This is a genomic window from Nonomuraea composti (assembly GCF_012034275.1).
In the GTDB taxonomy this organism is placed as follows: domain Bacteria; phylum Actinomycetota; class Actinomycetes; order Streptosporangiales; family Streptosporangiaceae; genus Nonomuraea; species Nonomuraea composti.
Genome location: NZ_JAATEP010000028.1, coordinates 44994 through 68090, shown reverse-complemented (window position 1 = coordinate 68090; position 23097 = coordinate 44994). Strand labels below are relative to the sequence as shown.

At 72.9% G+C, this 23097-nt stretch carries 23 protein-coding genes; 11 read left to right on the top strand and 12 right to left on the bottom strand.

Annotation, left to right across the window (positions count from 1 at the left end; translation table 11 throughout):
* Positions 1-74: 74 nt before the first annotated feature.
* A complete protein-coding gene (locus tag HCN51_RS33425) occupies positions 75-455 on the top strand; it encodes a DUF4267 domain-containing protein (protein WP_168015039.1) in 381 nt (126 codons plus the stop codon).
* A 258-nt stretch (positions 456-713) separates the two neighbouring features.
* Here the strand turns inward: HCN51_RS33425 and HCN51_RS33420 are convergent, their stop codons facing one another.
* Positions 714-2843 (bottom strand): DUF2264 domain-containing protein, encoded by a 2130-nt coding sequence (locus HCN51_RS33420; RefSeq protein WP_168015037.1) that lies wholly within the window; start codon positions 2841-2843, stop codon positions 714-716.
* Positions 2844-3018: 175 nt separating this feature from the next.
* Between HCN51_RS33420 and HCN51_RS33415 the strand changes: the two genes are divergently transcribed.
* Both HCN51_RS33415 and HCN51_RS33410 read left to right on the top strand, forming a co-directional pair.
* Positions 3019-4095: a LacI family DNA-binding transcriptional regulator gene (locus tag HCN51_RS33415; RefSeq protein WP_168015035.1), complete on the top strand. Its 1077-nt coding sequence runs from the start codon at positions 3019-3021 to the stop codon at positions 4093-4095.
* Positions 4096-4164: 69 nt separating this feature from the next.
* On the top strand, positions 4165-4479 hold the full coding sequence (locus tag HCN51_RS33410) for an SMR family transporter (RefSeq protein WP_168015158.1): 315 nt from the start codon (positions 4165-4167) through the stop codon (positions 4477-4479).
* Positions 4480-4496: 17 nt separating this feature from the next.
* Here the strand turns inward: HCN51_RS33410 and HCN51_RS33405 are convergent, their stop codons facing one another.
* Positions 4497-5135, bottom strand: a complete 639-nt coding sequence (locus tag HCN51_RS33405; protein WP_168015033.1) for a TetR family transcriptional regulator — start codon at positions 5133-5135, stop codon at positions 4497-4499.
* 136 nt (positions 5136-5271) lie between these two features.
* On the opposite strand from HCN51_RS33405, the gene HCN51_RS33400 reads away from it, so the two are divergent.
* The 3 genes from HCN51_RS33400 to HCN51_RS33390 all read left to right on the top strand — a co-directional run bounded on the left by HCN51_RS33400 (position 5272) and on the right by HCN51_RS33390 (position 8147).
* A complete protein-coding gene (locus tag HCN51_RS33400) occupies positions 5272-6486 on the top strand; it encodes an FAD-dependent oxidoreductase (RefSeq protein ID WP_168015031.1) in 1215 nt (404 codons plus the stop codon).
* 226 nt (positions 6487-6712) lie between these two features.
* Positions 6713-7924 (top strand): cytochrome P450, encoded by a 1212-nt coding sequence (locus HCN51_RS33395; RefSeq protein ID WP_168015029.1) that lies wholly within the window; start codon positions 6713-6715, stop codon positions 7922-7924.
* A gap of 28 nt (positions 7925-7952) precedes the next feature.
* Positions 7953-8147: a ferredoxin gene (locus tag HCN51_RS33390; RefSeq protein ID WP_080046005.1), complete on the top strand. Its 195-nt coding sequence runs from the start codon at positions 7953-7955 to the stop codon at positions 8145-8147.
* A gap of 104 nt (positions 8148-8251) precedes the next feature.
* Here the strand turns inward: HCN51_RS33390 and HCN51_RS33385 are convergent, their stop codons facing one another.
* Positions 8252-8731, bottom strand: coding sequence for an RrF2 family transcriptional regulator (locus HCN51_RS33385; RefSeq protein ID WP_206068185.1), 480 nt, complete (start codon positions 8729-8731; stop codon positions 8252-8254).
* Positions 8732-8808: 77 nt separating this feature from the next.
* Between HCN51_RS33385 and HCN51_RS33380 the strand changes: the two genes are divergently transcribed.
* Together HCN51_RS33380 and HCN51_RS33375 are read left to right on the top strand one after the other, a co-directional pair.
* Entirely contained in the window at positions 8809-9552 is a 744-nt protein-coding gene (locus HCN51_RS33380) for an SDR family oxidoreductase (RefSeq protein WP_168015025.1), read from the top strand.
* A gap of 28 nt (positions 9553-9580) precedes the next feature.
* The gene (locus HCN51_RS33375) at positions 9581-10240 is read left to right on the top strand and encodes a cyclase family protein (protein WP_168015023.1); all 660 of its coding nucleotides are present in this window, start codon (positions 9581-9583) and stop codon (positions 10238-10240) included.
* 6 nt (positions 10241-10246) lie between these two features.
* Here the strand turns inward: HCN51_RS33375 and HCN51_RS33370 are convergent, their stop codons facing one another.
* From HCN51_RS33370 to HCN51_RS33360, 3 genes are all read right to left on the bottom strand, one after another.
* The gene (locus HCN51_RS33370; RefSeq protein ID WP_168015021.1) at positions 10247-11455 is read right to left on the bottom strand and encodes a low temperature requirement protein A; all 1209 of its coding nucleotides are present in this window, start codon (positions 11453-11455) and stop codon (positions 10247-10249) included.
* A gap of 83 nt (positions 11456-11538) precedes the next feature.
* Complete coding sequence (locus tag HCN51_RS33365) at positions 11539-11979, bottom strand: hypothetical protein (protein WP_168015019.1); 441 nt, start codon at positions 11977-11979, stop codon at positions 11539-11541.
* An 88-nt stretch (positions 11980-12067) separates the two neighbouring features.
* A complete protein-coding gene (locus HCN51_RS33360; RefSeq protein WP_168015017.1) occupies positions 12068-12415 on the bottom strand; it encodes a DoxX family protein in 348 nt (115 codons plus the stop codon).
* A gap of 113 nt (positions 12416-12528) precedes the next feature.
* Between HCN51_RS33360 and HCN51_RS33355 the strand changes: the two genes are divergently transcribed.
* The 3 genes from HCN51_RS33355 to HCN51_RS33345 all read left to right on the top strand — a co-directional run bounded on the left by HCN51_RS33355 (position 12529) and on the right by HCN51_RS33345 (position 15650).
* Entirely contained in the window at positions 12529-13080 is a 552-nt protein-coding gene (locus HCN51_RS33355) for a hypothetical protein (protein WP_168015015.1), read from the top strand.
* A 136-nt stretch (positions 13081-13216) separates the two neighbouring features.
* Positions 13217-14224, top strand: a complete 1008-nt coding sequence (locus HCN51_RS33350; protein WP_168015013.1) for an Acg family FMN-binding oxidoreductase — start codon at positions 13217-13219, stop codon at positions 14222-14224.
* Between the two features lie 43 nt (positions 14225-14267).
* Complete coding sequence (locus tag HCN51_RS33345) at positions 14268-15650, top strand: nitronate monooxygenase (protein ID WP_346433877.1); 1383 nt, start codon at positions 14268-14270, stop codon at positions 15648-15650.
* Between the two features lie 119 nt (positions 15651-15769).
* Here HCN51_RS33345 and HCN51_RS33340 read toward each other — a convergent pair whose 3' ends face one another.
* From HCN51_RS33340 to HCN51_RS33315, 6 genes are read right to left on the bottom strand one after another with little or no spacing between them, the layout of a single operon-like run.
* Complete coding sequence (locus tag HCN51_RS33340) at positions 15770-16201, bottom strand: hypothetical protein (protein ID WP_168015009.1); 432 nt, start codon at positions 16199-16201, stop codon at positions 15770-15772.
* A gap of 6 nt (positions 16202-16207) precedes the next feature.
* The gene (locus HCN51_RS33335) at positions 16208-16387 is read right to left on the bottom strand and encodes a hypothetical protein (RefSeq protein ID WP_168015007.1); all 180 of its coding nucleotides are present in this window, start codon (positions 16385-16387) and stop codon (positions 16208-16210) included.
* Positions 16384-17076 (bottom strand): respiratory nitrate reductase subunit gamma, encoded by a 693-nt coding sequence (narI, locus tag HCN51_RS33330; RefSeq protein WP_168015005.1) that lies wholly within the window; start codon positions 17074-17076, stop codon positions 16384-16386. Before narI ends, HCN51_RS33335 begins: the two co-directional genes overlap by 4 nt.
* Positions 17073-17831: a nitrate reductase molybdenum cofactor assembly chaperone gene (gene narJ / locus HCN51_RS33325; protein ID WP_346433876.1), complete on the bottom strand. Its 759-nt coding sequence runs from the start codon at positions 17829-17831 to the stop codon at positions 17073-17075. Before narJ ends, narI begins: the two co-directional genes overlap by 4 nt.
* Entirely contained in the window at positions 17828-19378 is a 1551-nt protein-coding gene (narH, locus tag HCN51_RS33320; RefSeq protein ID WP_168015003.1) for a nitrate reductase subunit beta, read from the bottom strand. The genes narJ and narH overlap by 4 nt, the downstream gene beginning before the upstream one ends.
* Entirely contained in the window at positions 19378-23022 is a 3645-nt protein-coding gene (locus HCN51_RS33315) for a nitrate reductase subunit alpha (protein ID WP_168015001.1), read from the bottom strand. Before HCN51_RS33315 ends, narH begins: the two co-directional genes overlap by 1 nt.
* Positions 23023-23097: the final 75 nt, after the last annotated feature.

Sequence of the window (23097 nt, the reverse complement as noted above, 5' to 3'; positions counted from 1 at the left end):
CGCTAGAACTTCTATCATCGCTAGTGCTAGCATCGCTCCAATTCCTAGCATCGCTAGCATTTCAAGGAACGAACATGGTCACCTACCTTGCCTACGGCCTAGCCATCGCCCTCAACCTGATGATCCTTTTCATCGGCGCCCGCTTCTTGCTCACCCCCCACCCCGCCGCCGCCGGCTACGGCGTCCCCGCCAAGGAGCACGGCGACGCCGCCTACCTGACGATCAAGGGCCTGCGCGACTTCACGTTCGGAGTGATCGGCCTGGCCCTCCTGGCCTTCGCCGGCCCCACAGCCGAAGCCTGGTTCATGCTGGCCGCCGCCCTGGCCCCGCTGGGAGACACGCTGATCGTCCTACGGCACGGAGGCACCAAGGCGACCGCTTTCGGCATCCACTTCGCAACCGCCATAGCCGTCCTGCTCAGCGCCGCCCTCCTCTTCACCATCGGCCTCACCTGACAACCCCCTCACCCGTTCATGGCACGCGCATGCCCAGGCTGACGCTTACCGGCCGACCGCCTGACCGCCCCTAAGACGGTCGGGTGGCAGACGGGCAGGATCACCGGTCACCTGACTCGCCGGGCACACGGTGGGCGGACATACAGCGGCGTATCGGGGGTGCCCACACGACCGGACGCGCACATGACCGAGGACCCGCACGCGGACACAGGCCAGGGACCTGCACACGGACAACCGACCGGGAGCCGAGCGGGCACGTTATGGATGGCGAGCGGCGGGATCCTGCCAGCGTGCGGTCGGCACGTCCGTGCCCATGTCGACCGTGACCGTCCTGCCTTCGGGAAGGGAGATGACGGCCACATCGCCTGGCTCGACGCGCACCGCAGGGGCGGGCGGCTCCTGCCCCACTCCCGCCAGCCACACAAGGCTCACGTAGAGGGCGGTCCCGCCGGGATGGGATGTCGCGAGCGCGTACGGGGTGGCGGAGTGGCGGCCGAAGGCGTTGGTGTTCGTGGCCGTGACCAGGCCCGTACCGGTGAAGCCGTGCAGGGCGCGGACGGCGCTGGTCAGGCCACCGGCCGAACGGTCGGCGCCCGTCAGGCCGTCTCCCTGCGGCAGACGGGTGAGCGCCGCGTCACCCTCCGGCCGCTCGTCGGCGGGCGCCACGCCACCCTCCCGCGCCAGACCAGCAAGCGCCACATCATCCTCAGGCCAATGACCGGTGAGCGCCACGCCATCCCACGGCCGCTCGTCGACGGGCGGCAGGCCACCCTCCCGTCCCGGACCGCCAAGCGCCGGAACACCCTCCGGCCGCCTACCGCCAAGCGCCGGATCACCCTCCTGCCGCCGACGGGCGAGCGCCAAATCACCCTCCTGCCACAGGAACAGGCCAGTTTCGGAGCCGGCGGCCACCGGGTGGCCGCCGTCGCGGACCTGGTGGCCGGCTGGGGCGGTTACGCGGTGGATGCGGATCTCGGACGCGCCGTCCACCACCGAGGCGGTGACGATGCGGACGGCGCCGTCCTGGTAGGCGGAGGCGGCGAAGCGGTCGGCGGTGGTGAGGGGTTCGATGAGGCGGCGCAACGAGGGGGTGCCGTCGGGGGCGAGGACGGCGACGTGGTTGTCGACGCCCGGCGCCTGCTCCCCCACCTCCGGCCCCGTGTGGCTGGTGTAGGCGAGCTTGACGTAGTGGGGGTCGGGGATGCCGTCGGGGGGTTGGACGCGGTCGCGGTCGGTGCCGTGGTTGACGAGGCGGACGATGCCGTCCGCGCTGGTGGTGTGCAGCAGCCAGCCGGGCGCGGGGATGGTGAGGGTCTGGTCGGCGAGTTCGACGGGGGCGGGTTCCTCGGGGGCGGTCCAGGCGGGGTGATCGGGTGGGAGCAGGAGGCCGAGGAAGGCTTTGCTGGCCCAGTACGGTGACGCGGGCCCCGAGTAGGACTGGGTGACGGGCAGGAACTCGTGGTACCAGCCGAGGGTGAGGAGGCCGCGTTCGTCCGGGGCGCCGTGGTCGGCGAAGTGGCGCAGGACGCGGTCGGCGATGCGGCGGGTGCGGCCGGGCGGGAGGGGGGAGGCGCCGGTGAGGGCGCCGAGCCACAGGGGTGCGACCGTGGCGAACCGGTAGGTGAGGGAGCGTCCCTGGTGCACGGGTGCGCCGTCGGCGGCGAAGAAGTGCTGGTACTGCTCCAGGAAGCGGCGCAGCCGCCCCGCGTAGAGGTCCTGCCTGGCGGTGTCGCCGCTCATCCTGGCCCACAGCGACGGGTACAGGTGCAGCGCCCAGCCGCAGTAGTAGTCATAGTTGCGGCCCTTGCCGTCGGTGTACCAGCCGTCGCCGGCGTACCACTCCTCGATGCGTTCGAGGCCGCCGGTGATCTCGGAGGGCTCGTGCGGCCCGCCGACCCCGGCGAGGAACTGCTCGACGATCACCCGGAAGAGCACCCAGTTGTTGTCGGGCGTGCGCTTGCCGATGAACCCGGCCAGCCAGTCCACCACCCGCTCCTGCTGCTGGGGAGAGAGCCGGTCGAAGAGCCACGGCCGGGTCTCGTGCAGGGCGAGGGCGATGGAGGCCGCCTCGACGAGCTGCTGCGCCATGTCGGTCAGGGCGGGCCACGCGTACGGGTGCGCCGGGTCGGTGCCGGCGACGAGGCCCTCCGCGTACCGTTCCAGCAGCGCCGCCGGCACGTCCCCGCCGGCGCCCGCGATCCTGAAGGCGGCGAGCAGGAACGTGCGCGCGTACCCTTCGAGGCCGTCGCTCACCGTCCCCGACCTGCTGGTCCGGCCGGGAAGGCGGTACTGGGCATGGCCGTCGGTGGCGTAGGGCAGCACGGAGGCGAGCAGGTGGTCCGCGGCCGCCTCCCACCGAAGTCGGGGGCGCTCTTCGGGAATCGACATAAAGCGGATACTAGGCCAGTGTGCCTGGAATATGGAGGTTCGGAAAGGGCTTCCCCAGTAAGCGTTTTACCTCATCGTTACGGCGAACCAGGCACCAGGGGGATTTGACACCGCGGCGGCCGGGCGGAAACATCGTGTGTAAGCGGTTTACCCGCATGTTTCACCAGGAGGTGGCATGGTCCGGCGGGCGGCGTCCGAGGGCGAGGAGCGGCGGCCGACGATCCGCGACGTGGCCGCGCACGCGGGCGTGTCCGTGGCGACCGTCTCCCGCATCCTGTCCGGCTCCTATCCCAGCGCCCCCGCCACCCGCAGCAAGGTCATGAAGGCGGTCCGCGAGCTCGACTACGTGGCCAACGCCAACGCCCGCAACCTCGCCGGAGCCAGCAGCCGCAGCGTCGCCATCATCGTCAGCTCCGTCGTCTCGCCGCACTACGCGCACGTCGCTCAGGGCGTACAGACGCAGGCCGCGCTCGAAGGCAAGCTGTGCATCGTCGGCACCACCGGCGGCGACCCCGAGCGGGAGCTGGCCACCGTCCAGCTCATGCGGCAGGAGCACGCCGAATGCGTGATCCTCGTCGGCAACGTCGTCAACAACGACGCCTACCGCCAGCGCATGGCCGACTACGCGCGCGCGCTCGCGGCGGCCGGCTCGCAGCTCGTCCTGTGCGGACGGCCCACGCTGGGCCCCGACGTGCCCGCCCTCGTCGTCGAGTACGACAACACGGGCGGTGCCTACGCCATCACCAGCCACCTGCTGTCGGCCGGGCACCGGCGCATCCTGTTCCTGGGCCGGCGCGAGGGTTACACCACCTCCGACAGCCGCATCACCGGCTACCGCAACGCGCTCGCCGACCACCGCGTCCCCCATGATCCGGGCCTTGAGGTCGACGGCACGATGGAGCGCAGCGAGGGCTACCGCATGATCCGCGAACGGCTCGCGGCCGGCCCGCCCGACTTCACCGCCGTCTTCGCCGGCAACGACCTCATCGCCGCCGGCGCCCGCCAGGCTCTGCGCGAGCACGGGCTGCGGGTGCCCGACGACATCTCGATGGTCGGGTTCGACGACCTGCCGCCCGCGGCCGACATCGACCTCACCACCGTGCACGTACCGCATGAGGAGCTGGGGCGCACCGCCGTGCGCCTGGCGCTCGAACGCCGCCAGGACCGGTCGCAGCCGGCCCAGCACGTGCTGCTCGGCACGCACATCATCGTCCGCGACTCGGTGCGGCCGCTCCGGGCCGACGTGACCTGAGGATCTGCCCTACCGCCCGTGATAGCGTCGATACAGGACGAAACCCCCGCGAAGGTCAGGGGGTGCGTCGTGGCGTGGATCGTGCTGGTCGTCTCCGGGGTGCTGGAGTCGGTCTGGGCCGCCGCCCTGGCCGCCTCGCACGGCCTGTCGCGCCTGCGTCCCAGCCTGCTGTTCGGTGCGGCGCTGGCGGCGAGCATGCTCGGGCTGGGGTACGCCCTGCGGACCATCCCCGTGGGCACGGGTTACGCGGTGTGGGTGGGCATCGGGGCGGTCGGCACGGCGCTGTACGGCATGGTCTTCCTCCAGGAGCCGGCCACGGCCGCGCGGCTCGTCTGCCTGGCGCTGATCATCGGCGGGGTCGTGGGCCTGAAGTTCGTGCACTAGAAGCCCGTCACCAGCGCTCAGGAGGGCGGGCGGGCCTCGATGCGGAAGAGCGAGTGGAACAGCGGCCACGTCAGCGCGGCCATCTCCCCCGGCGAGCGGGCGCAGCCGCCCTGCAGCCATTCGGCGGCCACCCCGATGAGCGCCCCCGCCGTGAAGGAGGCGGGCACGTCGAGCGGCAGGCTGAGCAGCGGCCTGGCCTGCTCGGGCACGTCGTCGCCGGCCACGGCCTCCTCCAGGCGTTCGCGGATGGCGGCCGTGCTGCGCTGCCGGATGTGGTCGGCCACGCGGGCGCTGCCCTGCGGCCCGAGCAGCGCGCGGTAGAGCCCGGCGTGCTCGGCGAGGCTGGCGAAGAACGACTCCAGTGACGCGGTGGCCTCCGCCTCGGGGTCGGTGGAGTTGAAGTCGCCGGGCAGCGACTCGATCAGCCGGTCGATCATCGCGGTGCAGGCGGCTTCGGCCAGCTCGTGCACGTCGCGGTAGTGGTCGTAGAAGGTGGAGCGGCTCACGCCGGCGTGCTCGGCGACGTCGGCGACGGTGACGCGGGACAGGTCCTGCTCCTCGACGAGGTCGAGCAGCGCCCGCGCCAGGGCCGCCTGGGTGCGGCGCACGCGCCGGTCGCCCGCGGAGGTGGTGGTGCTTGCTCTGGTCGTGGCCACGTGTTCACCCTACCGTCTAACGACACGTGAAGGTTTTCCTACAGATGTAGGGTAATCTGTGGGCGACACGAGGGAAAGGACGACGAGCCATGCGGGTTACTGCAGGTGGAGCCACCTCTCACCGGAGCGGGGCGGCGTGACCCCGCCCGGGAGCGTCCTGATCGTCGGCGCGTCGGCCGCCGGTCTGAGCACGGCCGAGGCGTTGCGGCGCCAGGGCTACCAGGGGCCGCTCACGTTGCTCGACGCCGAGCCGCATCTCCCCTACGACCGGCCGCCGCTGTCGAAGCAGGTCCTGGCCGGCGACTGGGAGCCGGGCCGCGCCCAGCTCCGCTCGCAGGCACAGCTCGACGCGCTGGACGCGCAGTTCGTCCGCGGCGAGGCGGCCGTCGCGTTCGACGCCGGGGCGCGCGAGGTGCGTACGGCCGGCGGACGGATGCTGCGTGCCGACGCCGTCGTCATCGCGACCGGCCTGACCCCGTACCGGCTGCCCGGACAACAGGGGCCGGCGGGTATGCAGGGGCCGGGGCAACAGGGGCTTGCGGGGGTGCACGAGCTGCGCGGCCTGGACGACGCGCTCACCCTGCGCGCGCACCTGGCCGCCGCCCGGCGGCTGGTGGTCGTGGGCGAGGGCGTGCTCGGCGGCGAGCTGGCCGCGACGGCCCGCAAGCTGAGCCTTGAGGTCACGCTCGTCGGCCTCGGCCGGGCGATCCTCGCCGACCAGCTCGGCGACCAGGTCAGCGGGCTGCTCACCCGCGCGCACGCCGAGCGCGGCGTCGAGCTGCGGCTCGGCGTCGCGGTCGAGGAGCTGACGTCGGCGGGCGGGCGCGTCACCGGGGTACGGCTGGCGACGGGCGAGGTGCTGCCCGCCGACGCGGTCGTGGTGGCCATCGGCTCCCGCCCGGCGACCGGCTGGCTGGCGGGCAGCGGGCTGTCGCTCGGCGACGGCGTGGAGTGCGACGCGCGCTGCCGCGCCGCCGAGGGCGTCTACGCCGTCGGGGACGTGGCGTCGTGGCAGCACGAAGGGCTCGGCCGGCGGCTGCGGCTGGAGAACCGCACCAACGCCACCGAACAGGCGCAGGTGGTGGCGGCCAACCTCCTCGGGGCCGATCGCCCGTACACGCCGATCCCGTACTTCTGGACCGACCAGTACGACATAAAGATCCAGGCCCACGGGCTGCCGTCGGCGAGCGCCGAGGTGAGCGTCGTGGAGGGCGACCCCGAGCAGGGCCGCTTCGCCGCCGTCTACCGCGAGGACGGCCGGGTCACCGGGGTGCTCGGCTGGAACATGCCGAAGCAGGCGCGCGTCCTGCGGCAGCAGCACCTCGCCACCCAGCCCGTCGCGACCGCGTAAGCGCGCGGCACGAGCACATGACAGCCCGTCGCGACTGCGCAAGAGCCTGGTGCCGGCGCATGACAGCCCGGCGCGAGCGCATGAGAGCGCAACTCGACCGCGCGAATGCCCAGCGCGGCCGCGCGAGTGCCCAACGCGGCTTCGGGAGAGGCCGCCACCAGCGATCCAGGCATGACACGGGCCGCCACCGGGCGGCCGGAAGATCCGCGTACGAGGAGAGTGCCTCATGAGTGTGAACGAGCAGGTCCTGAGCTACCCGATCCCCGCAGAAGCGCCGCTGGAGCCGCCCGCCGAGTGGGCGGAGCTGCGCGGCGGGTGCCCGGTGGCGCACGTGAAGCTGCCCAGCGGCGACGCGGCGCGGCTGATCACCCGCTACGAGGACGTCAAGCAGGTGCTGGCCGACCCGCGCTTCACCCGCCAGCTCACCGCCCCCGACGCGGCCCGGCTGTCGGCCGACGGCGGCGGGGTGTTCAACAGCGACGTGGCCCAGATCATCCCCGACAGCGGCGACGGGCACCTGCACTGGCGGCGCCTGGTCGGCAAGTGGTTCACGGCCAAGCGCATGGCCGCGATGCGGCCGCGGATGGCGGAGATCGCCGGCAGCCTCATCGACGACCTGGTCGAGCGGGGCGCCCCGGGCGACCTGCGGGCGGGGCTGGGCTTCCCGCTGCCGGTGTACGTGATCTGCGACATGCTGGGCGTGCCGGCCGAGGACCGGGAGCGGTTCTCGTACTGGTCGGACACGCTGCTGAACCTGACCCGGTACGGCAAGGAGGAGATCGAGGCCGCGCAGGCCGAGTTCTTCCAGTACATGTCCGACCTCATCGCCGCCAAGCGGGCCGAGCCGGGCGACGACCTGCTCAGCGAGCTGCTGGCGGCGGGCGGCCCCGACGAGGGTGGGCTCGAGGACCTGCAGATCATCGTGACGGGCATGGCGCTGCTGGTCGCGGGGCACGAGACCACCGCCAACATGATCGGCAAGATGGTCTCGATGCTGCTGGCCGACCGCGCCCGCTGGGAGGCGCTGCTGGCCGACCCGTCGCTGGTGCGCACGGCCGTCGAGGAGACGCTGCGCCTCGACGCGAACTCCGGCTTCGGCCTGCCCCGCTACCTGCCGGTGGAGGCGGAGATCGGCGGCGAGACCCTGCCCAAGGGCACCACCGTGATCTGCAGCATGGCCGCGGCCAACCGCGACGAGAGCGCGTTCGAGGACGCGGCGTCCATGGACCTGACCCGCAGCCCGAACCCGCACCTGGCCTTCGGCGCCGGCGCGCACTCGTGCCTGGGCCAGTCGCTGGCGCGCACCGAGCTGCAGGTCGTGCTGGAGGTGCTGCTGCGCAGGCTCCCGACGCTGGAGCTGGCCGTGCCGGTGGCGGAGCTGGAGCGGGTGGAGGGCCTGGCGGTCGGCGGCCTGCGTACGGTGCCGGTCCGCTGGTGACATCGTTCGACGAGGAGGGAACCCCAAGATGAAGATCACCGTCGATGAGGACAAGTGCTGCGGCGCCGGGTCGTGCGTGCTGATCGCGCCCGAGGTGTTCGACCAGCGGGAGGACGACGGCATCGTGATCCTGCTGGACGCGGAGCCGGGCGCGGGGCAGCACGCGGCGGTGCGCGAGGCCGCCGCGGTGTGCCCGGGCGCCGCCATCGAGGTGAGCGAGTAGCCGGCCGCCGATGACTCCGGGCGCACGTGCGTAGCAGGCACGTGCGCCCTTCTCATGCCCGGGACGCGTGCCTGGGACCCGGGCCCGGGACTCATGCCCGGGACTCATGCCCGGGACGTGAGGCGGGACCGGGTTCGTTCCGGCGCGTACGCGGGCAGCTCGGCGAGGACGTCGGCGAGCGAGACGCCGGCGAGGCTGGCCCGCCACGCCCGGTGCGCGTCGGCCATCTTCGCCGCCAGCACGCAGATGCTCCGGCAGTCCTCAGGTGGCAGCGCGCCGCGCCCCTGCCGGCGGATCTCGCGGCACTCGTACGGCATGGACGCGCCGTCGACCGCCTCGACGATCTGCAGCATCGTGATCTCGGAGGCCGCCCGCGCCAGCCGGAACCCGCCCCTGGGCCCGGTCGTCGCCGCCAGGATCCCGGCCTTGACCAGGGCCTGGAGCTGCTTGGCGAGGTAGGGCGCGGGTAGGTCGTAGTAGTCGGCGAGCTGCGCCGCGGACGCGGTCGTGCCCGGTTCGAGCTGGGCCAGGGACGTCGCGCAGTGCAACAGCCATTCGGTACTCACAGGCAGCTTCACGATCATCAGCATATCGTGGATATTGCGGATCTGTTTAGTCCGAGATACGGTCAGGGCATTACGGGATCGAGAAGGAGATCATCATGCGGATCGCCGTCGCCGGCGCGACCGGCAACATCGGAGCACTGACGACCGCCGCCCTCGAACGGGACGGCCACGACGTGGTGCGCATCAGCCGCTCACTGGGCGTCGACCTCGTGACCGGCGAGGGGCTGGACGCGGCGCTGGCCGGCGTCGACGCGGTGGTGGACGCGGTCAACGGCCCGGCGGGCTCGCGCGAGGAGGCGGTGAGCTACTTCGCCGCCGCCACGCGCAACCTGCTGGCCGCCGAGGGGCGGGCCGGCGTGCGCCACCACGTGCTGTTGTCGATCGTGGGCGTGCACCGCGTCGAGGGCAACGCCCACTACGCGGCCAAACGTGAGCAGGAGCGCCTGGTGGAGGCCGGCCAGGTGCCGTGGACGATCATGCCCGCCACGCAGTTCCACGACTTCGCGGAGATGGTGGCGGGCTGGACGGAGCAGGACGGCGTGTCCACGATCGCGCCGCTGCTCATCCAGCCGATCGCGCCCGCCGACGTGGCCGAGGTGCTGGCCGAGGTCGCGCTCGGCGAGCCCCAGGGCCGCCACGCCGACGTGGCGGGGCCGGAGACGCAGGACCTGGTCGACATGGCCCGCCGCACGCACCAGGCGCGCGGGCGCGAGGTGAAGCTGGTGCCGGTGTGGTCGGGGCTGTTCGGCACGGAGATGGCCGGCGACGTGCTGCTGCCCGGCAAGGACGCCCGCCTCGCGCCGACCACCTTCGAGGAGTGGCTCGGGCAGCAGCGGTAACGTGGCCCCCGAGCATTGGAGGCCCGAGATGACCGAAGTGGTCGACCTGTCGCACGCCGTCGAGCACGGCATGATCACCTACCCCGGGCTGCCCGGGCCCGAGATCGCCGACCACCTGTCCAGGGAGGCGTCGCGCGGCACGTACGGGCCCGGCACGGAGTTCCAGATCGGCCGCATCAGCATGGTCGCCAACACCGGCACCTACCTCGACGCGCCCTTCCACCGCTACCCCGACGGCGCCGACCTGAGCGAGCTGCCGCTGTCGAGGCTGGTGGGCCTCGAAGGGGTGCTCGTGTCCGCCGGCGAGCCCCGCGCGATCGGGCGGGAGGCGTTCGACAAGCACGAGGTGCGCGGCAGGGCGGTGCTGGTCCACACGGGCTGGGACCGGCACTGGCGCACCGAGCTGTACGGCGGCGGGTCCCACCCGTTCCTGACCGCCGACGCCGTCGAGTGGCTGGTGGAGCAGGGGGCCGCGCTCGTGGGCATCGACTCGGTGAACATCGACGACACGGCCGACCCGTCCCGCCCCGCGCACACGAAGCTGCTGGCCGCCGGCATCCCGGTGGTGGAGCACCTGACCGGGCTGGAGCGGCTGGCGGGGCGGTCGTTCGCCTTCCACGCCGCGCCGCCCGCCGTGCGTGGCATGGGCACCTTCACGGTACGGGCGTACGCGCTGCTGAGCGGCTGACCGGGGCTACTGCCGCAGCTCCTGGCGTTGCTGGGCGTACTGCCTGGTCTCGAAGACGATCAGGGCCCCGAGCACGAGCACCAGGCCGGCCAGCGCGGCCAGCGGCGGCACCACGATCGCGCCCGGCAGCGCCACCAGCAGCACCGCCACCGTGACGAGCCGCGGCACCTTCACGGTGGCGTGCATGCGGTTGCCGAACAGCACGTGCCCGCCCAGGTAGAGGGCGGCCCCGCCGAAGAGCGCCGGCGCGTAGAAGCCGCCGAGCGGCGTGCTCTCGTCGGCGTGGGCCAGCACGCCCTCGACGCCGAGGGCGGTGACGATGATGCCGACGACGATCGGGAAGTGCCCGTAGGTGTAGGCCTCCACGACCATCTTCACCCGGTCGGCGCCGGTGGTGCGGACGAGGCGGTGCTCGGCCGCCAGGGCGACCGTGTCGAAGTAGAGCCACCACAGGCAGACGGCGACGCCGATGCCGAGCACGGCCGCCGCCAGCAGCGGCACGCTCAGGGCGTGCCCGCCGGCGCCGACGCCGATGGCCGCGATCGACTCGCCGATCGCGAGCAGCACGAACAGGCCGTGCCGTTCGCTCCAGTGCGCCGCGCTGTGCACCCGCCAGTTGCCGCGCCGCGAGGTGACGAACGTACCGGCCCAGTCGACCAGCAGCGCCCCCGCGAACAGCGCCGTCTGCGCCCACCCGCCCAGCAGCGCCCCCACCACCAGGAACGGCACGCCCGCCAGCAGTGAGGCCCACGAGAGCAGGAGCTGGCGGCGCAGCCCCGTGTCACCCGCCGCCGCGATGCCGTAGAGGGTGAGGTGGACGACCCGCACGAGCAGGTACGCGCAGACCAGCACGAGCGGCCCGAACAACCCGCCGGGCACGTCGTGCCACGACTCGGGGATGGCCAGCGCCACCACGAACACCGCCGCCGTCGCGACCGCGGTGCCCCAGCGCAGCACGCCCTCGTCGGCGCGCGCCTGGTTGCCCAGCCACGTGTACGCCTCCCACGTCCACCACAGCAGCGCCAGCAGTAACAGGCCCTGGAGCAGGCCGTGCGCGCTGTGCTCGTGCGCCATGAACCCCGTCACGCGGGTGGCCGCGAAGACGAAGACCAGGTCGAAGAAGAGCTCGAACGTCGTCGCCTTGTGCTGCTCGCCCGTGGGGCGCGTTCCTCCGAGCAGCCTCGGGCGTCGCGGCAGCTCCCGCTGGTCGGCCATGGCCGGCACTCCTTCTGCAGATCCCTTGAATCGCCGACCCGAAGGTTATAGGGAGCAACCGGGGCAAGCCCGACCGGAGGTCGTCAGAAGTACTGCCGGACGCGGAACTCGCGCACGAACAGCGGGACGGAGGCGCGGCTGAGCACCTTCACCTTCCTGAGGTGGGTGTGCTGGTCGATCGTCACCTTGACGCACTTCATGCGTACCTCGTGGTGGCCGGGCGGCGCGTAACGGGAGATGATCACGCCGTCCCTGGCGAAGCCCCGCTCCGACAGGCCCAGGCCGACCTCCCGGTAGGTGCGCCAGGAGCCCTTCAGCATGAACGCGGTGGAGCCGACGATCGCGTGGTTCGCCTCGTCCGGGCAGTGCAGGAGCACCCGGACCACGTCGTTCTGGTGGGGCGCGGACGGCAGGACGAAGAAGGACGTGAGCTTGCGCCACGGCGGCGGCGTCCCGGCGTGGGCGACGCCCGCTTGAGCGGCGATGAGGACGGCCGCCGCCGCCATGCCGATGATGGCCCGCATGCACCCTCCCCGTACGCCCTGACCAGGCTTTTCGCCATTGTCACCGCGATCGCGGGCACGAGGGTGGTGCCACGCCGGGCCGGGGCGCTCAGGCCGCCAGCCCGAGCACGAACGCGCCGGCCACCGGGGCCAGGTACAGCAGCGGGAACGGCAGGTGGCCGTACGAGCGGGCCCTGGCCACGGTGACGAGGGCGCCGGTGAAGTACACCGCCAGGCCGATCGTGGCCGCGACCCCGATCACCGGCACGGCCAGCCCGGCCAGCAGGCCCAGCGCCCCCGCCGCCTTGGCGGTGCCGAGCCACGGCCACCAGCGGCGCGCCACGCCGTACTCGGCCAGGGGCTCGACGACCCACTTGGCGTGGATGAAGACCGACACGGCCGAGAACCCCACCCAGAGGGCGGCCAGGACGGTGACGACGGTGTGAGCGGTGCTCATGACGTGCTCCTTCAGTGCGTTGCGGGGTCTTCCACTGCCTTGACCCCGGGCACCGCGGAAGTGTGACTCGGGAGCCGGAATGTGTGTTCGAGGCCGACAGTAAACTGCCGGGTATGCGGCGTTTGAGCAGTACGGTGGTCGTGGTGGCGGGGGACGGCGCGGCCGGCGTGATCGCGGGGCTGGACAAGCTGCACAACGTACGGGCGATCGTCCGGGGCGAGCGCGCACCGTCCGAGGTGATGGAGCTGGCCGGACGCTCGGCGGCCACCTACGTCGTGCACGACGCCGACCCGCTCGCCGACGTGGCGGCGGCATGGGCCGCGTACTTCGACGGCACCGGCGTCGTCGGCGCCCTCGAAGTCGCCATCGAGGCCGCGCTGGGCGAGCTGCGGGCCGGGCGCCTGGTGCTGCCCGACTACTACCTCGTCCTGGAGCCCGACGAGCTCACCCAGACGTGGCGGCACTGGTGGCTGGGGGTGCTGGCGGGGGCGGCGCCCGTACGGGTGGTGCCGGTGAGCGCGTCGTCGGCGGCGGTCGCGGCGGAGCTGGGACGGCTGGCCGCCGGACGGTGGTGGCCCGCGGACCTGGAAGCCTGGCTCCGCGCCCTGCCCAAGGTCGTCCCCGACCAGGCGGGCCTCCCCACCGCAGGCGCGACCCGCACCTGACCGCCCACCATCTGGAGCGACCCCGCCGGCCCGCCATCGACGCGGCCCGCACCTTCTGGCGCACGGGTCGAACGGACCTGCGCTGAGGGACTTTGGTCCCTGCCTCGGGCACGCCCGGTCGCGGGATCTTGGACGCATGTCTGCTGATGTCCCCGTGACCGAGCTCGGCGCGCCGCCGTTCGCGACGCGTGCCGGGGTGCGCAGGGCGGTGAGCGCCGCCGTGGCCGCGCCGTCCGTGCACAACACCCAGCCCTGGCGCTTCCGCCGGGTCGACGACGCCACCATGGAGTTGTACGCCGACCTCGACCGGCTGCTGATCGCCACGGACCCGATGGGGCGCGGGCTCGGCATCAGCTGCGGGGCCGCGCTGTTCAACCTCAGGCTGGCCCTGCGGACGTCCGGTCACGACGCCCAGGTGACGGCGCTGCCCGACCCGGGCGAGCGCCCCGACCTGCTGGCCACCGTGCGGGCCGTGCCCGGCGAGCCGCCGCGTCCCGGCGAGCGACTGCTGTACGAGATGATCCCGCGCCGGCGCACCAACCGGTTCCCCTTCGACGGGCCGCCGCCGCCCAGGGAGGTGTTCGTCGAGCTGGTCCACGCCGCCCACGCGGAGCACGCGACCCTGGTGCCCGTCACGGGCCGGGCCGCGCGGCGGGTGCTGGACATGGTGGGCACGGCCGAGAACACACTGGCCGCCGACGAGTCGTACCGGGCCGAGCTGGCCCGCTGGACCGGCTCCGACGCCCGCGCCGACGGGGTGCCCGAGCACGCCTTCGGCCCCCGTCCCGCCCGCGGCGAGCTGCCCCTGCGCGACTTCGCGCCCGGCGCCGCCCGCCCGCGCGCCGCCTTCGAGACGGAGCCGCGGCTCGCCGCCCTGTTCACCCGCGAGGACGGGCCCCGCGACTGGCTGCGGGCCGGGCAGGCGCTGCAGCGCGTCCTGCTCACCGCGACCGCCCACGGCGTGGCGGCCTCCCTGTTCAGCCAGCCGCTGGACCTGCGCGCCCCGCAGCACCGCGATGACCGGGTGGGGCCGTTCGGGCACGTCCAGATGCTGGCCAGGTTCGGCTACGGGCCACCGGTGGCGCGGGTGCCGCGACGGCCCGTCTTCGAGGTCGTCGACCTGCGGGCGGCCCGGCATGGGTGAGCGCGCACGACAGGTGGGGTCCTCCCCTGCGGACGCGCGTCCCGTGCTGATCCAGGGCGGGATGGGGGTGGGCGTGTCCGGGTGGCGGCTGGCGCGGGCCGTCGCCATGACCGGGCAGCTCGGCGTCGTGTCCGGCACCGCGCTGGACGTCACGCTCGCCCGGCGCCTGCAGCTCGGGGACCCCGGCGGGCACCTGCGGCGCGCGCTCGCGGCCTTCCCGGTGCCCGAGATCGCCGAACGGGTGCTCGGCCGCTACTTCGTGCCCGGCGGTACCGCCGAAGGCGTGCCGTACCGGCCGGTGCCCAGGCTCGGGCTGCGCGGGAGCCGCGCCCGCGACGAGCTGACCGTGGTCGCGAACTTCGCCGAGGTCTTCCTCGCCAAGCAGGGCCACGACGGCCCGATCGGCGTCAACTACCTGGAGAAGATCCAGCTCGCCACCCCCGCCGCCGCCTACGGCGCGATGCTGGCCGGAGCCGACCATGTGCTGATGGGCGCGGGCATCCCGGCGGAGCTGCCGCGCCTGCTCGACGACCTGGCCGAGCACCGCGACGGCCGCGTCTCCGTCACCGTGGCGGGCGGCGAGGGGCACACGGTCGGCCTCGACCCGGTGGCCCTCCTCGGACGCCGGCTCCCGCCGCTGGCCCGGCCCGCGTTCCTGGCGATCGTGTCGTCGCACGTGCTGGCCCTCTACCTGGCTCGCAGCGCCGCGACCAGGCCCGACGGGTTCGTCATCGAGACACCCGTCGCGGGCGGCCACAGCGCGCCGCCGCGCGGCCGGATGGTCCTCGACCCCGCCGGCCAGCCGGTGTACGGGCCGCGCGACGAGGCCGACACCGCCAAGGTGGCCGCGCTCGGGCTGCCGTTCTGGCTGGCCGGCGGGTACGGCACGCCCGGCGGGCTGGAGCGGGCCCTGGCGGCGGGCGCCGAGGGCATCCAGGTGGGGTCGGCGTTCGCGCTGTGCCGCGAGTCCGGGCTCGACCCCGCGCTGCGCCGCCGGCTGCGCAGGCGGGCCGGGCTCGTCCGCAACGACCCGCTCGCCTCACCCACCGGGTTCCCCTTCAAGGTCGCCGCCGTCCCCGGGACGCTGTCGGAGCAGGACGTGTACGAGGCCAGGCCGCGCCTGTGCGACCTCGGGTACCTGCGGACACCGTACGAGAAGGCGGACGGCTCCATCGGCTACCGCTGCCCCGCCGAGCCCGTGGACGTCTACGTCCGCAAGGGCCGCCCGGCGGAGGAGGCGGCCGGCCGCCGCTGCCTGTGCAACGGCCTCCTCGCCGCCATCGGCCTCGGCCAGCACCGCGCCGACGGCTACACGGAGCCGCCCCTGCTGACCCTCGGCCAGGACACCGGCTTCCTCACCGACCTGCCCGACGACCACTCGGCCGCCGACGTCGTGGCCCACATCCTCCTGGGCGCCCACCTCTGACCACGGGCACCTCGCTCCCGGACGGGGGCACCTCGCTCCCGGGACGCGGGCGCGCGCTCACGTCCGAACCCGTGTTCACGTGCGGGTGCAGGCTCACGTGCGGGCGTGGTTCACGTGCGTCAGCCGGGCGGGGGTGCAAGCGGTTGCGGTGCTGGGCGGCGCGGGATGCCCGTGCCGCCCAGCCGGAGCCGGGCGTGGAAGTCCTCGACGGCGGCGAGCACCCCGTCGGCGGTGCGAGGGGAGCAGCGGGCGGTCAGCGCCCGGTGGTAGGCGCGCGCGGCACCGACGGCCGCCGCCATGTCGGCCAGCGGCTCCCCCACCGGCCACCTGTCCCGCTCGTCCACGCACCGCCCGTCCCCGATCCGCCCGTCCGGGAGCCGCCCGTCCGGGAGCCGGCCGTCTGCTGTCGCCGCGGCGATCCAGGCCAGATAGGCGCGGACGCGGCGCAGGTAGACGGTGCGGCTGGAGGGAGCGAGGTGGGAGTGGGCGAGCGCGGTCTCGTACGAACGTAACAGCGCCTCGTACGGGGCGGGCAGCTCGCGCTGGTGCACCGGGGATCACCCCGAGGTGGCGAGCACGGTGCCCGCGGCGAGCACGTTACGCCCGATCACCTCGCCGAACGCCCTCGCCCGCGGCCGGCCGCGGGCGCCCTTGAGGGCCATGAGCGGGCCCGCCGCGACCATCGCGGTGCCGGCGGCGGCCGGCAGGAGCACGGCCGCGCTTCGGACCGCGCTCATTTGCCGGCTCCGGCGGGGACGAGGCGGCGGCGGTAGACGACGTACGGGCGCCACAGGTAGGCGATCGGGGCCGACCACACGTGGACGAGGCGGGTGAACGGCCAGATGGCGGCCAGCAGCCAGGCCGACAGGGCGTGCAGCTGGAAGACGAGCGGGACGTCCGCCATCAGGGCGGGGTCGGGGCGGAAGGTGAGGACGCCGCGGAACCAGACGGCGATGGTGGCGCGGTAGTCGTAGCCGCCGCCGAGCAGGTTCTTGCCGATGGTGGCGGACAGGCCGAGCAGGATGACCACCGTCAGGACGGCGAACAGCACCTTGTCGGCGGTCGTGGTCGTGCGGCGCACGCGGGGGCGGGTGAGGCGGCGGGCCAGCAGCAGCCCGAGCCCGGCCACCACCATGAGCCCGGCCACGGTGCCGGCGCCGACCGACACGAGGTGGTAGAGGTGCTCGTCCACGCCGATCGCCGCGGTCCAGCTCTTCGGGACGAGCAGGCCGAGCACGTGCCCGCCGATGGCGGCGAACGCGCCGAGGTGGAACAGCGGCGAGCCGAGCCGCAGCAGCCGGCTCTCCAGCACCTGGGTGGTGCGGGTGGTCCAGCCGAACTGGTCCGCCCGCCAGCGCCAGACGTGCCCCACGATGAAGATCGTCAGGGCGATGTACGGGACGACGACCCAGAGCGCGACGCTCACGGCCGTACCTCCATTTCGTTGAGCGGTGAGCTGTACGGCGGCGCGTTCATCTCGTCGAGGGGCGGCCCGTACGGGGCGAGCCGGTCGAGGGGCGGGCCGTACGGGGCGAGGCCGACGTCTTCGGCGGGTGGGCCGGACAGGGCGAGGTCGGTGACGGCGGCGCGCTCGGCGGCGGAGAGGCCGGGGAGCCCGGCGCAGAGCGCGTCCAGCACCAGTGAGTACGGCGAGCCGGCGGAGCGCAGCGCGGCGCGGATGAGCTCCAGCCCCTTGCGGTGCTGCCGCAGCGGCGCTTCACCGGTGCCGGGCCCGGCCAGGGCGGCGAACTCGCACACCACCGGCAGGAAGTCGGGCAGCTCGCCCTCAGGCGGGGTCAGCCCGGCCACGCGGTAGCGCTGCTTGAGGGTGAGCAGGGCCATGCCGCGGCGGCGGGTGTCGCCGTGCAGGTAGTAGGTGAGGTAGAGGCTGGATCTGCGGCGCAGGTCGAACGTCTCGACGTAGGAGCGGGCCAGCGGCATCGGCTCGCACTCGCGGTACCAGGCGGTGAACGCGACCAGCTTGTCCCGTCCTGGGGAGGCGGGCAGCGCGTCGGCGGCGCGGCACAGCTCGTCGCGGGCGGCGAGCAGGCCGGGGTCGGGGTACTGCAGGAGCAGCGACACCAGCCGCAGGAACGCGGCCCGCCCCTGGACGCTGATGGCGTCCGGCTCCTCCTCCGGCCGTGCGGCGGCACGGTCCCGCAGGTGCGTGCGGAGTTTCACGCCGCACCTCCCTTGCCGGCGAACAGCTTCAGCCCGAGCCGCCCGTCACCGCGCCTCCCGGTGAGCCCCGTCGGATGGAACCCGCTCATACCCGGCCCCCCGTCCCCGTCGAGGCTGCACCCGTCCGCCTGCGCGGACAGCGCGGCGGCGTCCTCGCGGTGCGCGGCCGGCACGACGTACCGTTCGTCGTACTTGGCGATGGCCAGCAGCCGGTACATCTCCTCGACGTCGCCCGCCGTCATCCCGACCGCTTCGAGCAGGTCGGGTGACCGGCTGCCGTCGATGGTCCTGGCCCGCATGTACGCCCGCATGGCCGACAGCTTCATCAGCACCCCGGCCACCACTTCGGTGTCGCCGGCGGAGAAGAGGCTGGCCAGGTATTCGAGGGGGATCCGCAGGTCGGTGATGGCGTGGAAGACGTTGTCGGGGTCGTCGGCGTCCGCGCCGGCGCCGGTGACGGCGTCGAGGACGGGTGAGAGCGGCGGGATGTACCAGACCATGGGCATCGTGCGGTATTCGGGGTGGAGGGGCAGCGCGACCCGGTATTTCATGGCGAGGCGGTAGATGGGTGAGCGGCGGGCGGCGGTGATCCAGTCCTCGCTGATGCCGGCGGCGCGGGCGGCGGCGATGACGGCGGGGTCGTCGGGGTCGAGGAAGACCTGGCGCTGGGCGTCCAGGAGGTCGTGCGGGTTCTCGACGCGGGCGGCGGCGAGCACGGCGTCGGCGTCGTACAGGACGAGGCCGATGTAGCGCAGGCGGCCGACGCAGGTCTCGGCGCAGACGGTGGGCTGTCCGGCTTCGATGCGCGGGAAGCAGAAGGTGCACTTCTCGGCCTTGCCGGTCTTGTGGTTGACGTACACCTTCTTGTACGGGCACGACGACACGCACATGCGCCAGCCGCGGCAGCGGTCCTGGTCGACGAGGACGATGCCGTCCTCTTCCCGCTTGTACATGGCGCCGGAGGGGCAGGCGGCGACGCAGGCGGGGTTGAGGCAGTGCTCGCAGATGCGCGGCAGGTGGAACATGAAGGTCTTGTCGAACTCCATCTTCACCTGCTCGGCCATGGCGGCCAGGTTGGGGTCTGCGGCGGCGTGCTCGGGGGCGCCGCCGAGGTCGTCCTCCCAATTGGCGCCCCAGGTGATGGCCATGTCCTGGCCGGTGATGGCGGACTTGGGCCGGATCACCGGCGTGTGGGGGCCGGCGGGGGCGTTGAGGAGGGTGTCGTAGTCGTAGGTGGCGGGCTCGTAGTAGTCGTCGAGGTCGGGCAGGTCGGGGTTGGAGAACAGGTTGACCAGCCGCTTGATGCGGCCGCCCGCGCGGAGCTTGAGCCGGCCGCGCCGGTCGAGCTGCCAGCCGCCGTGCCAGCGCTCCTGGTCCTCGTAGCGTTTGGGGTAGCCGACGCCGGGCTTGGTCTCGACGTTGTTGAACCAGACGTACTCGACGCCTTCGCGGTTGGTCCAGGTCTGCTTGCAGGTGACGGAGCAGGTGTGGCAGCCGATGCACTTGTCGAGGTTCATCACCATGGCGACCTGTGCCATGACCTTCATCAGTAGGTCACCTCCTGGCCGCGCCGGCGGATGACGGTGACCTCGTCCCGCTGGTTGCCGGTCGGCCCGTAGTAGTTGAAGGCGTAGGTGAACTGCGCGTACCCGCCGATGAGGTGGCTGGGTTTGAGCAGCAGCCGGGTGAGGGAGTTGTGCACGCCGCCGCGCCGGCCGGACTTCTCGGTGAGCGGGACGTTCACGTTGCGGTCCTTGGCGTGGTACATGTACACGGTCCCGGCGGGCATGCGGTGGGAGACGACGGCTCTGGCCACGACGACGCCGTTGCGGTTGTACGCCTCGATCCAGTCGTTGTCGGCGACCCCGACGCGGGCGGCGTCCTCGACGCTCATCCAGATGGTGGGCCCGCCGCGCGAGAGCGCCAGCATGTACGCGTTGTCCTGGTACTCGGAGTGGATGGACCATTTGGAGTGCGGGGTCAGGTAGCGGACCGTCACTTCGGCGGCGCCGCCCTCGCCCTGCTCGCCGTAGTGGCGCAGCAGGTTGAGCGGCGGGCGGTACGCGGGCAGCTGCTCGCCCAGCTCGATGATCCAGTCGTGGTCGAGGAAGAACTGCTGCCGCCCGGTGAGCGTGTGCCACGGCTTGTCGCGCTCGACGTTGATGACGAACGCGGAGTAGCGGCGCCCGCCGGTCTCGGAGCCGGACCATTCGGGCGAGGTGATGACGGGCTGCGGCCTGGACTGCGTGTCGGCGAACGTGATGCGCTTGCCCTCGTGCTCGGCGGCCAGGTCGGCGAGCCGCGTGCCGGTGCGCTTCTCCAGCGTCTCGAATCCTTGCGTGGACAGGCGGCCGTTGGTGGTGCCGGACAGCGCGAGGATGGCCTCGCACATGCGGTCGGCGCTCTCCAGCGAGATCCGGCCTTCGGGGGTGAGCCCGTTCTTGCCGCGCAGGTGCACCAGCTCGGGCCCGACCCGGTAGGTGATGCCCTTGGTGGTCAGCCCGAGCTTGCCGAAGAGCGGCCCGATGCCGCGCATGCGCTGCGCGACGGCCGCGTAGTCGCGCTCGATCGTGACGATCTTCGGCATCGTGCGGCCGGGGACGGGCTCGCACTCGCCGTGCTTCCAGTCGAGCACCCGGCCGCCGGGCTGGGCCAGCTCGTCGGGGGTGTCGTGGGTGAGCGGCACGGCCAGCACGTCGGTACGGGTGCCGAGGTGCGTGGCGGCCAGCTCCGAGAAGGCGTCGGCGAGGCCGAGGAAGGCGTCGTAGTCGGAGCGGGTCTGCCAGGGCGGGGCGATGGCCGGGTTGAAGGCGTGCACGAACGGGTGCATGTCGGTGCTGGACAGGTCGTGCTTCTCGTACCAGGTGGCGGCGGGCAGCACGACGTCGGCGAACAGCGCCGTGGACGTCATCCGGAAGTCGATGGTGGTGAGCAGGTCGAGTTTGCCCTCGGTGGCCTCCTCGCGCCAGGTCACCTCCGACGGGCGGTCGCCTTCCTCGTTGCGGGTCTCGGCGTCGGTGCCGAGCAGGTGGCGCAGGAAGTACTCGTTGCCCTTGCCTGAGGAGCCGAGCAGGTTGGCCCGCCAGACGGTGAGCACGCGCGGGAAGTTGGCCGGGTCGCCGGGGTCCTCGGCGGCGAAGCGCAGGCGGCCCGCCTTCAGCTCGTTCACGACGTGCTCGGCGACCGGGACGCCCCGCTCGGCGGCCTCGTCGGCGAGCGTGAGCGGGTTGCGGTCGAACGTCGGGTGCGACGGCAGCCAGCCCAGCCGGGCGGCCTGCGCGTTGCAGTCGGCGAACGAGCGGCCCTTGAACAGGCCCTCACCGAGGGGGCTGGCCAGTTCGTCGGCGCCGATGCGCTCGTATCGCCACTGGTCGGTGGCCAGGTACCAGAACGCGGTGCCGGCCATGTGCCGGGTGGGCCGCTGCCAGTCGAAGGCGAAGGCCAGGTGCTGGAAGCCCGTGACGGGACGCACCTTCTCCTGGCCGACGTAGTGCGCCCAGCCGCCGCCGTTGACGCCCTGGCAGCCGGTCAGCGTGGTGAGGGTCAGGAACGAGCGGTAGATCTGGTCGGAGTGGAACCAGTGGTTGGTGCCGGCGCCCATCGCGATCATCGAGCGGCCCTCGGTGACCTCGGCGTTGCGGGCGAACTCGCGGGCGATCCTGGCGATCGTGGAGGCAGGCACGGAGGTGATCTCCTCGGCCCAGGCCGGCGTGTACGGCTGCGCGGCGTCGTCGTAGCCGGCCGCCCACTCCCCCGGCAGCCCGTCGCGGGCCACCCCGTACTGGGCCATGAGCAGGTCGAACACGGTGGTGACGAGCTTGCCGCCCACCTCCGTGACGGGCACGCCGCGCCGCATGGAGGAGCCGCCCTCGGTGGCGCCCTCGTCGAAGCGCGGCAGGTCCACCTCGACCGCGCGCCGGCCGTGCAGCGTGAGGATGGGGACGGCGCCGTCCAGGTCGAGGTTCCAGCGGCCCTCGCCCTTCTCGCCCCAGCGGAAGCCGAGCGAGCCGTTCGGGACGACCGGCTCGCCGGTGCGCTCGTCCAGGAAGACGGTCTTGAACTGGGCGTTCTCGCTCTGCTCAGCGAGATCGGCGGCGGTCAGGAAGCGGCGCGGGACGTGGGCGTCGCCGCGCGGCTCCAGCGTGACCAGGAACGGCAGGTCCGTATATTTCCGGACATAGTCGGTGAAGTAGGGGACCTGGCGGTCGCGGAAGAACTCCGACAGCACCACGTGCCCCATCGCCATGGCCAGCGCGCCGTCCGTGCCCGGATGCGGCGACAGCCAGTCGTCGGCGAACTTGACGTTGTCGGCGTAGTCGGGGCTGACGGCGACGACCTTGGTGCCCTGGTAGCGGGCCTCGGTCATGAAGTGCGCGTCCGGCGTCCTGGTGACCGGGATGTTGGAGCCCCACATGATCAGGTAGCGGGAGTTCCACCAGTCGGCGGCCTCGGGCACGTCCGTCTGGTCGCCCCACACCTGGGGCGAGGCGATCGGCAGGTCGGCGTACCAGTCGTAGAAGGACAGCAGCGTGCCGCCGATCATCGACAGGAACCGCGTGCCGGCCGCGAACGACGCCATCGACATGGCGGGGATCGGCGAGAACCCCACGACCCGGTCGGGCCCGTACCGCTTGATCGTGTGCACGTGCGCGGCGGCCATCAGCTCCAGGACCTCGTCCCAGCTCGACCGCACGAACCCGCCCTTGCCGCGCGCCCGCTTGTACGCCCGCGCCCGCTCCGGGTCGCCGGTCAGCTCCGCCCACGCCAGCACGGGGTCGCCCAGCCGCTCGCGCGCCTCCCGCCACATCTCCAGCAGCACCCCGCGCACATAGGGGTAGCGGACGCGCGACGGCGAGTACGTGTACCAGGAGAACGACGCGCCACGGGGGCAGCCGCGCGGCTCGTACTCGGGCGAGTCCGGCCCCGCCGACGGGTAGTCGGTGGCCTGGTGCTCCCAGGTGATCAGGCCGTCCTTGACGAACACCTGCCAGGAGCACGAGCCCGTGCAGTTCACCCCGTGGGTCGAGCGGACGACCTTGTCGTGCGCCCACCGGTCGCGGTAGAAGCGGTCCCACGCGCCGGAGTCGATCTGGTGCAGGGTGCGGCCGTCGGCGGACACCTCCGCCTTGGTGAAGAACGTCCTGGCAGCAAGCAACGGCCCCATGCCGGGAACAGCGTCGATATCGGGCATGGCAACAGCCTCGTGGCCGCCGCCCGTGACGGGGCAGGGACCAAAGTCCCTACGAGCAGGACCGATGGACCATCG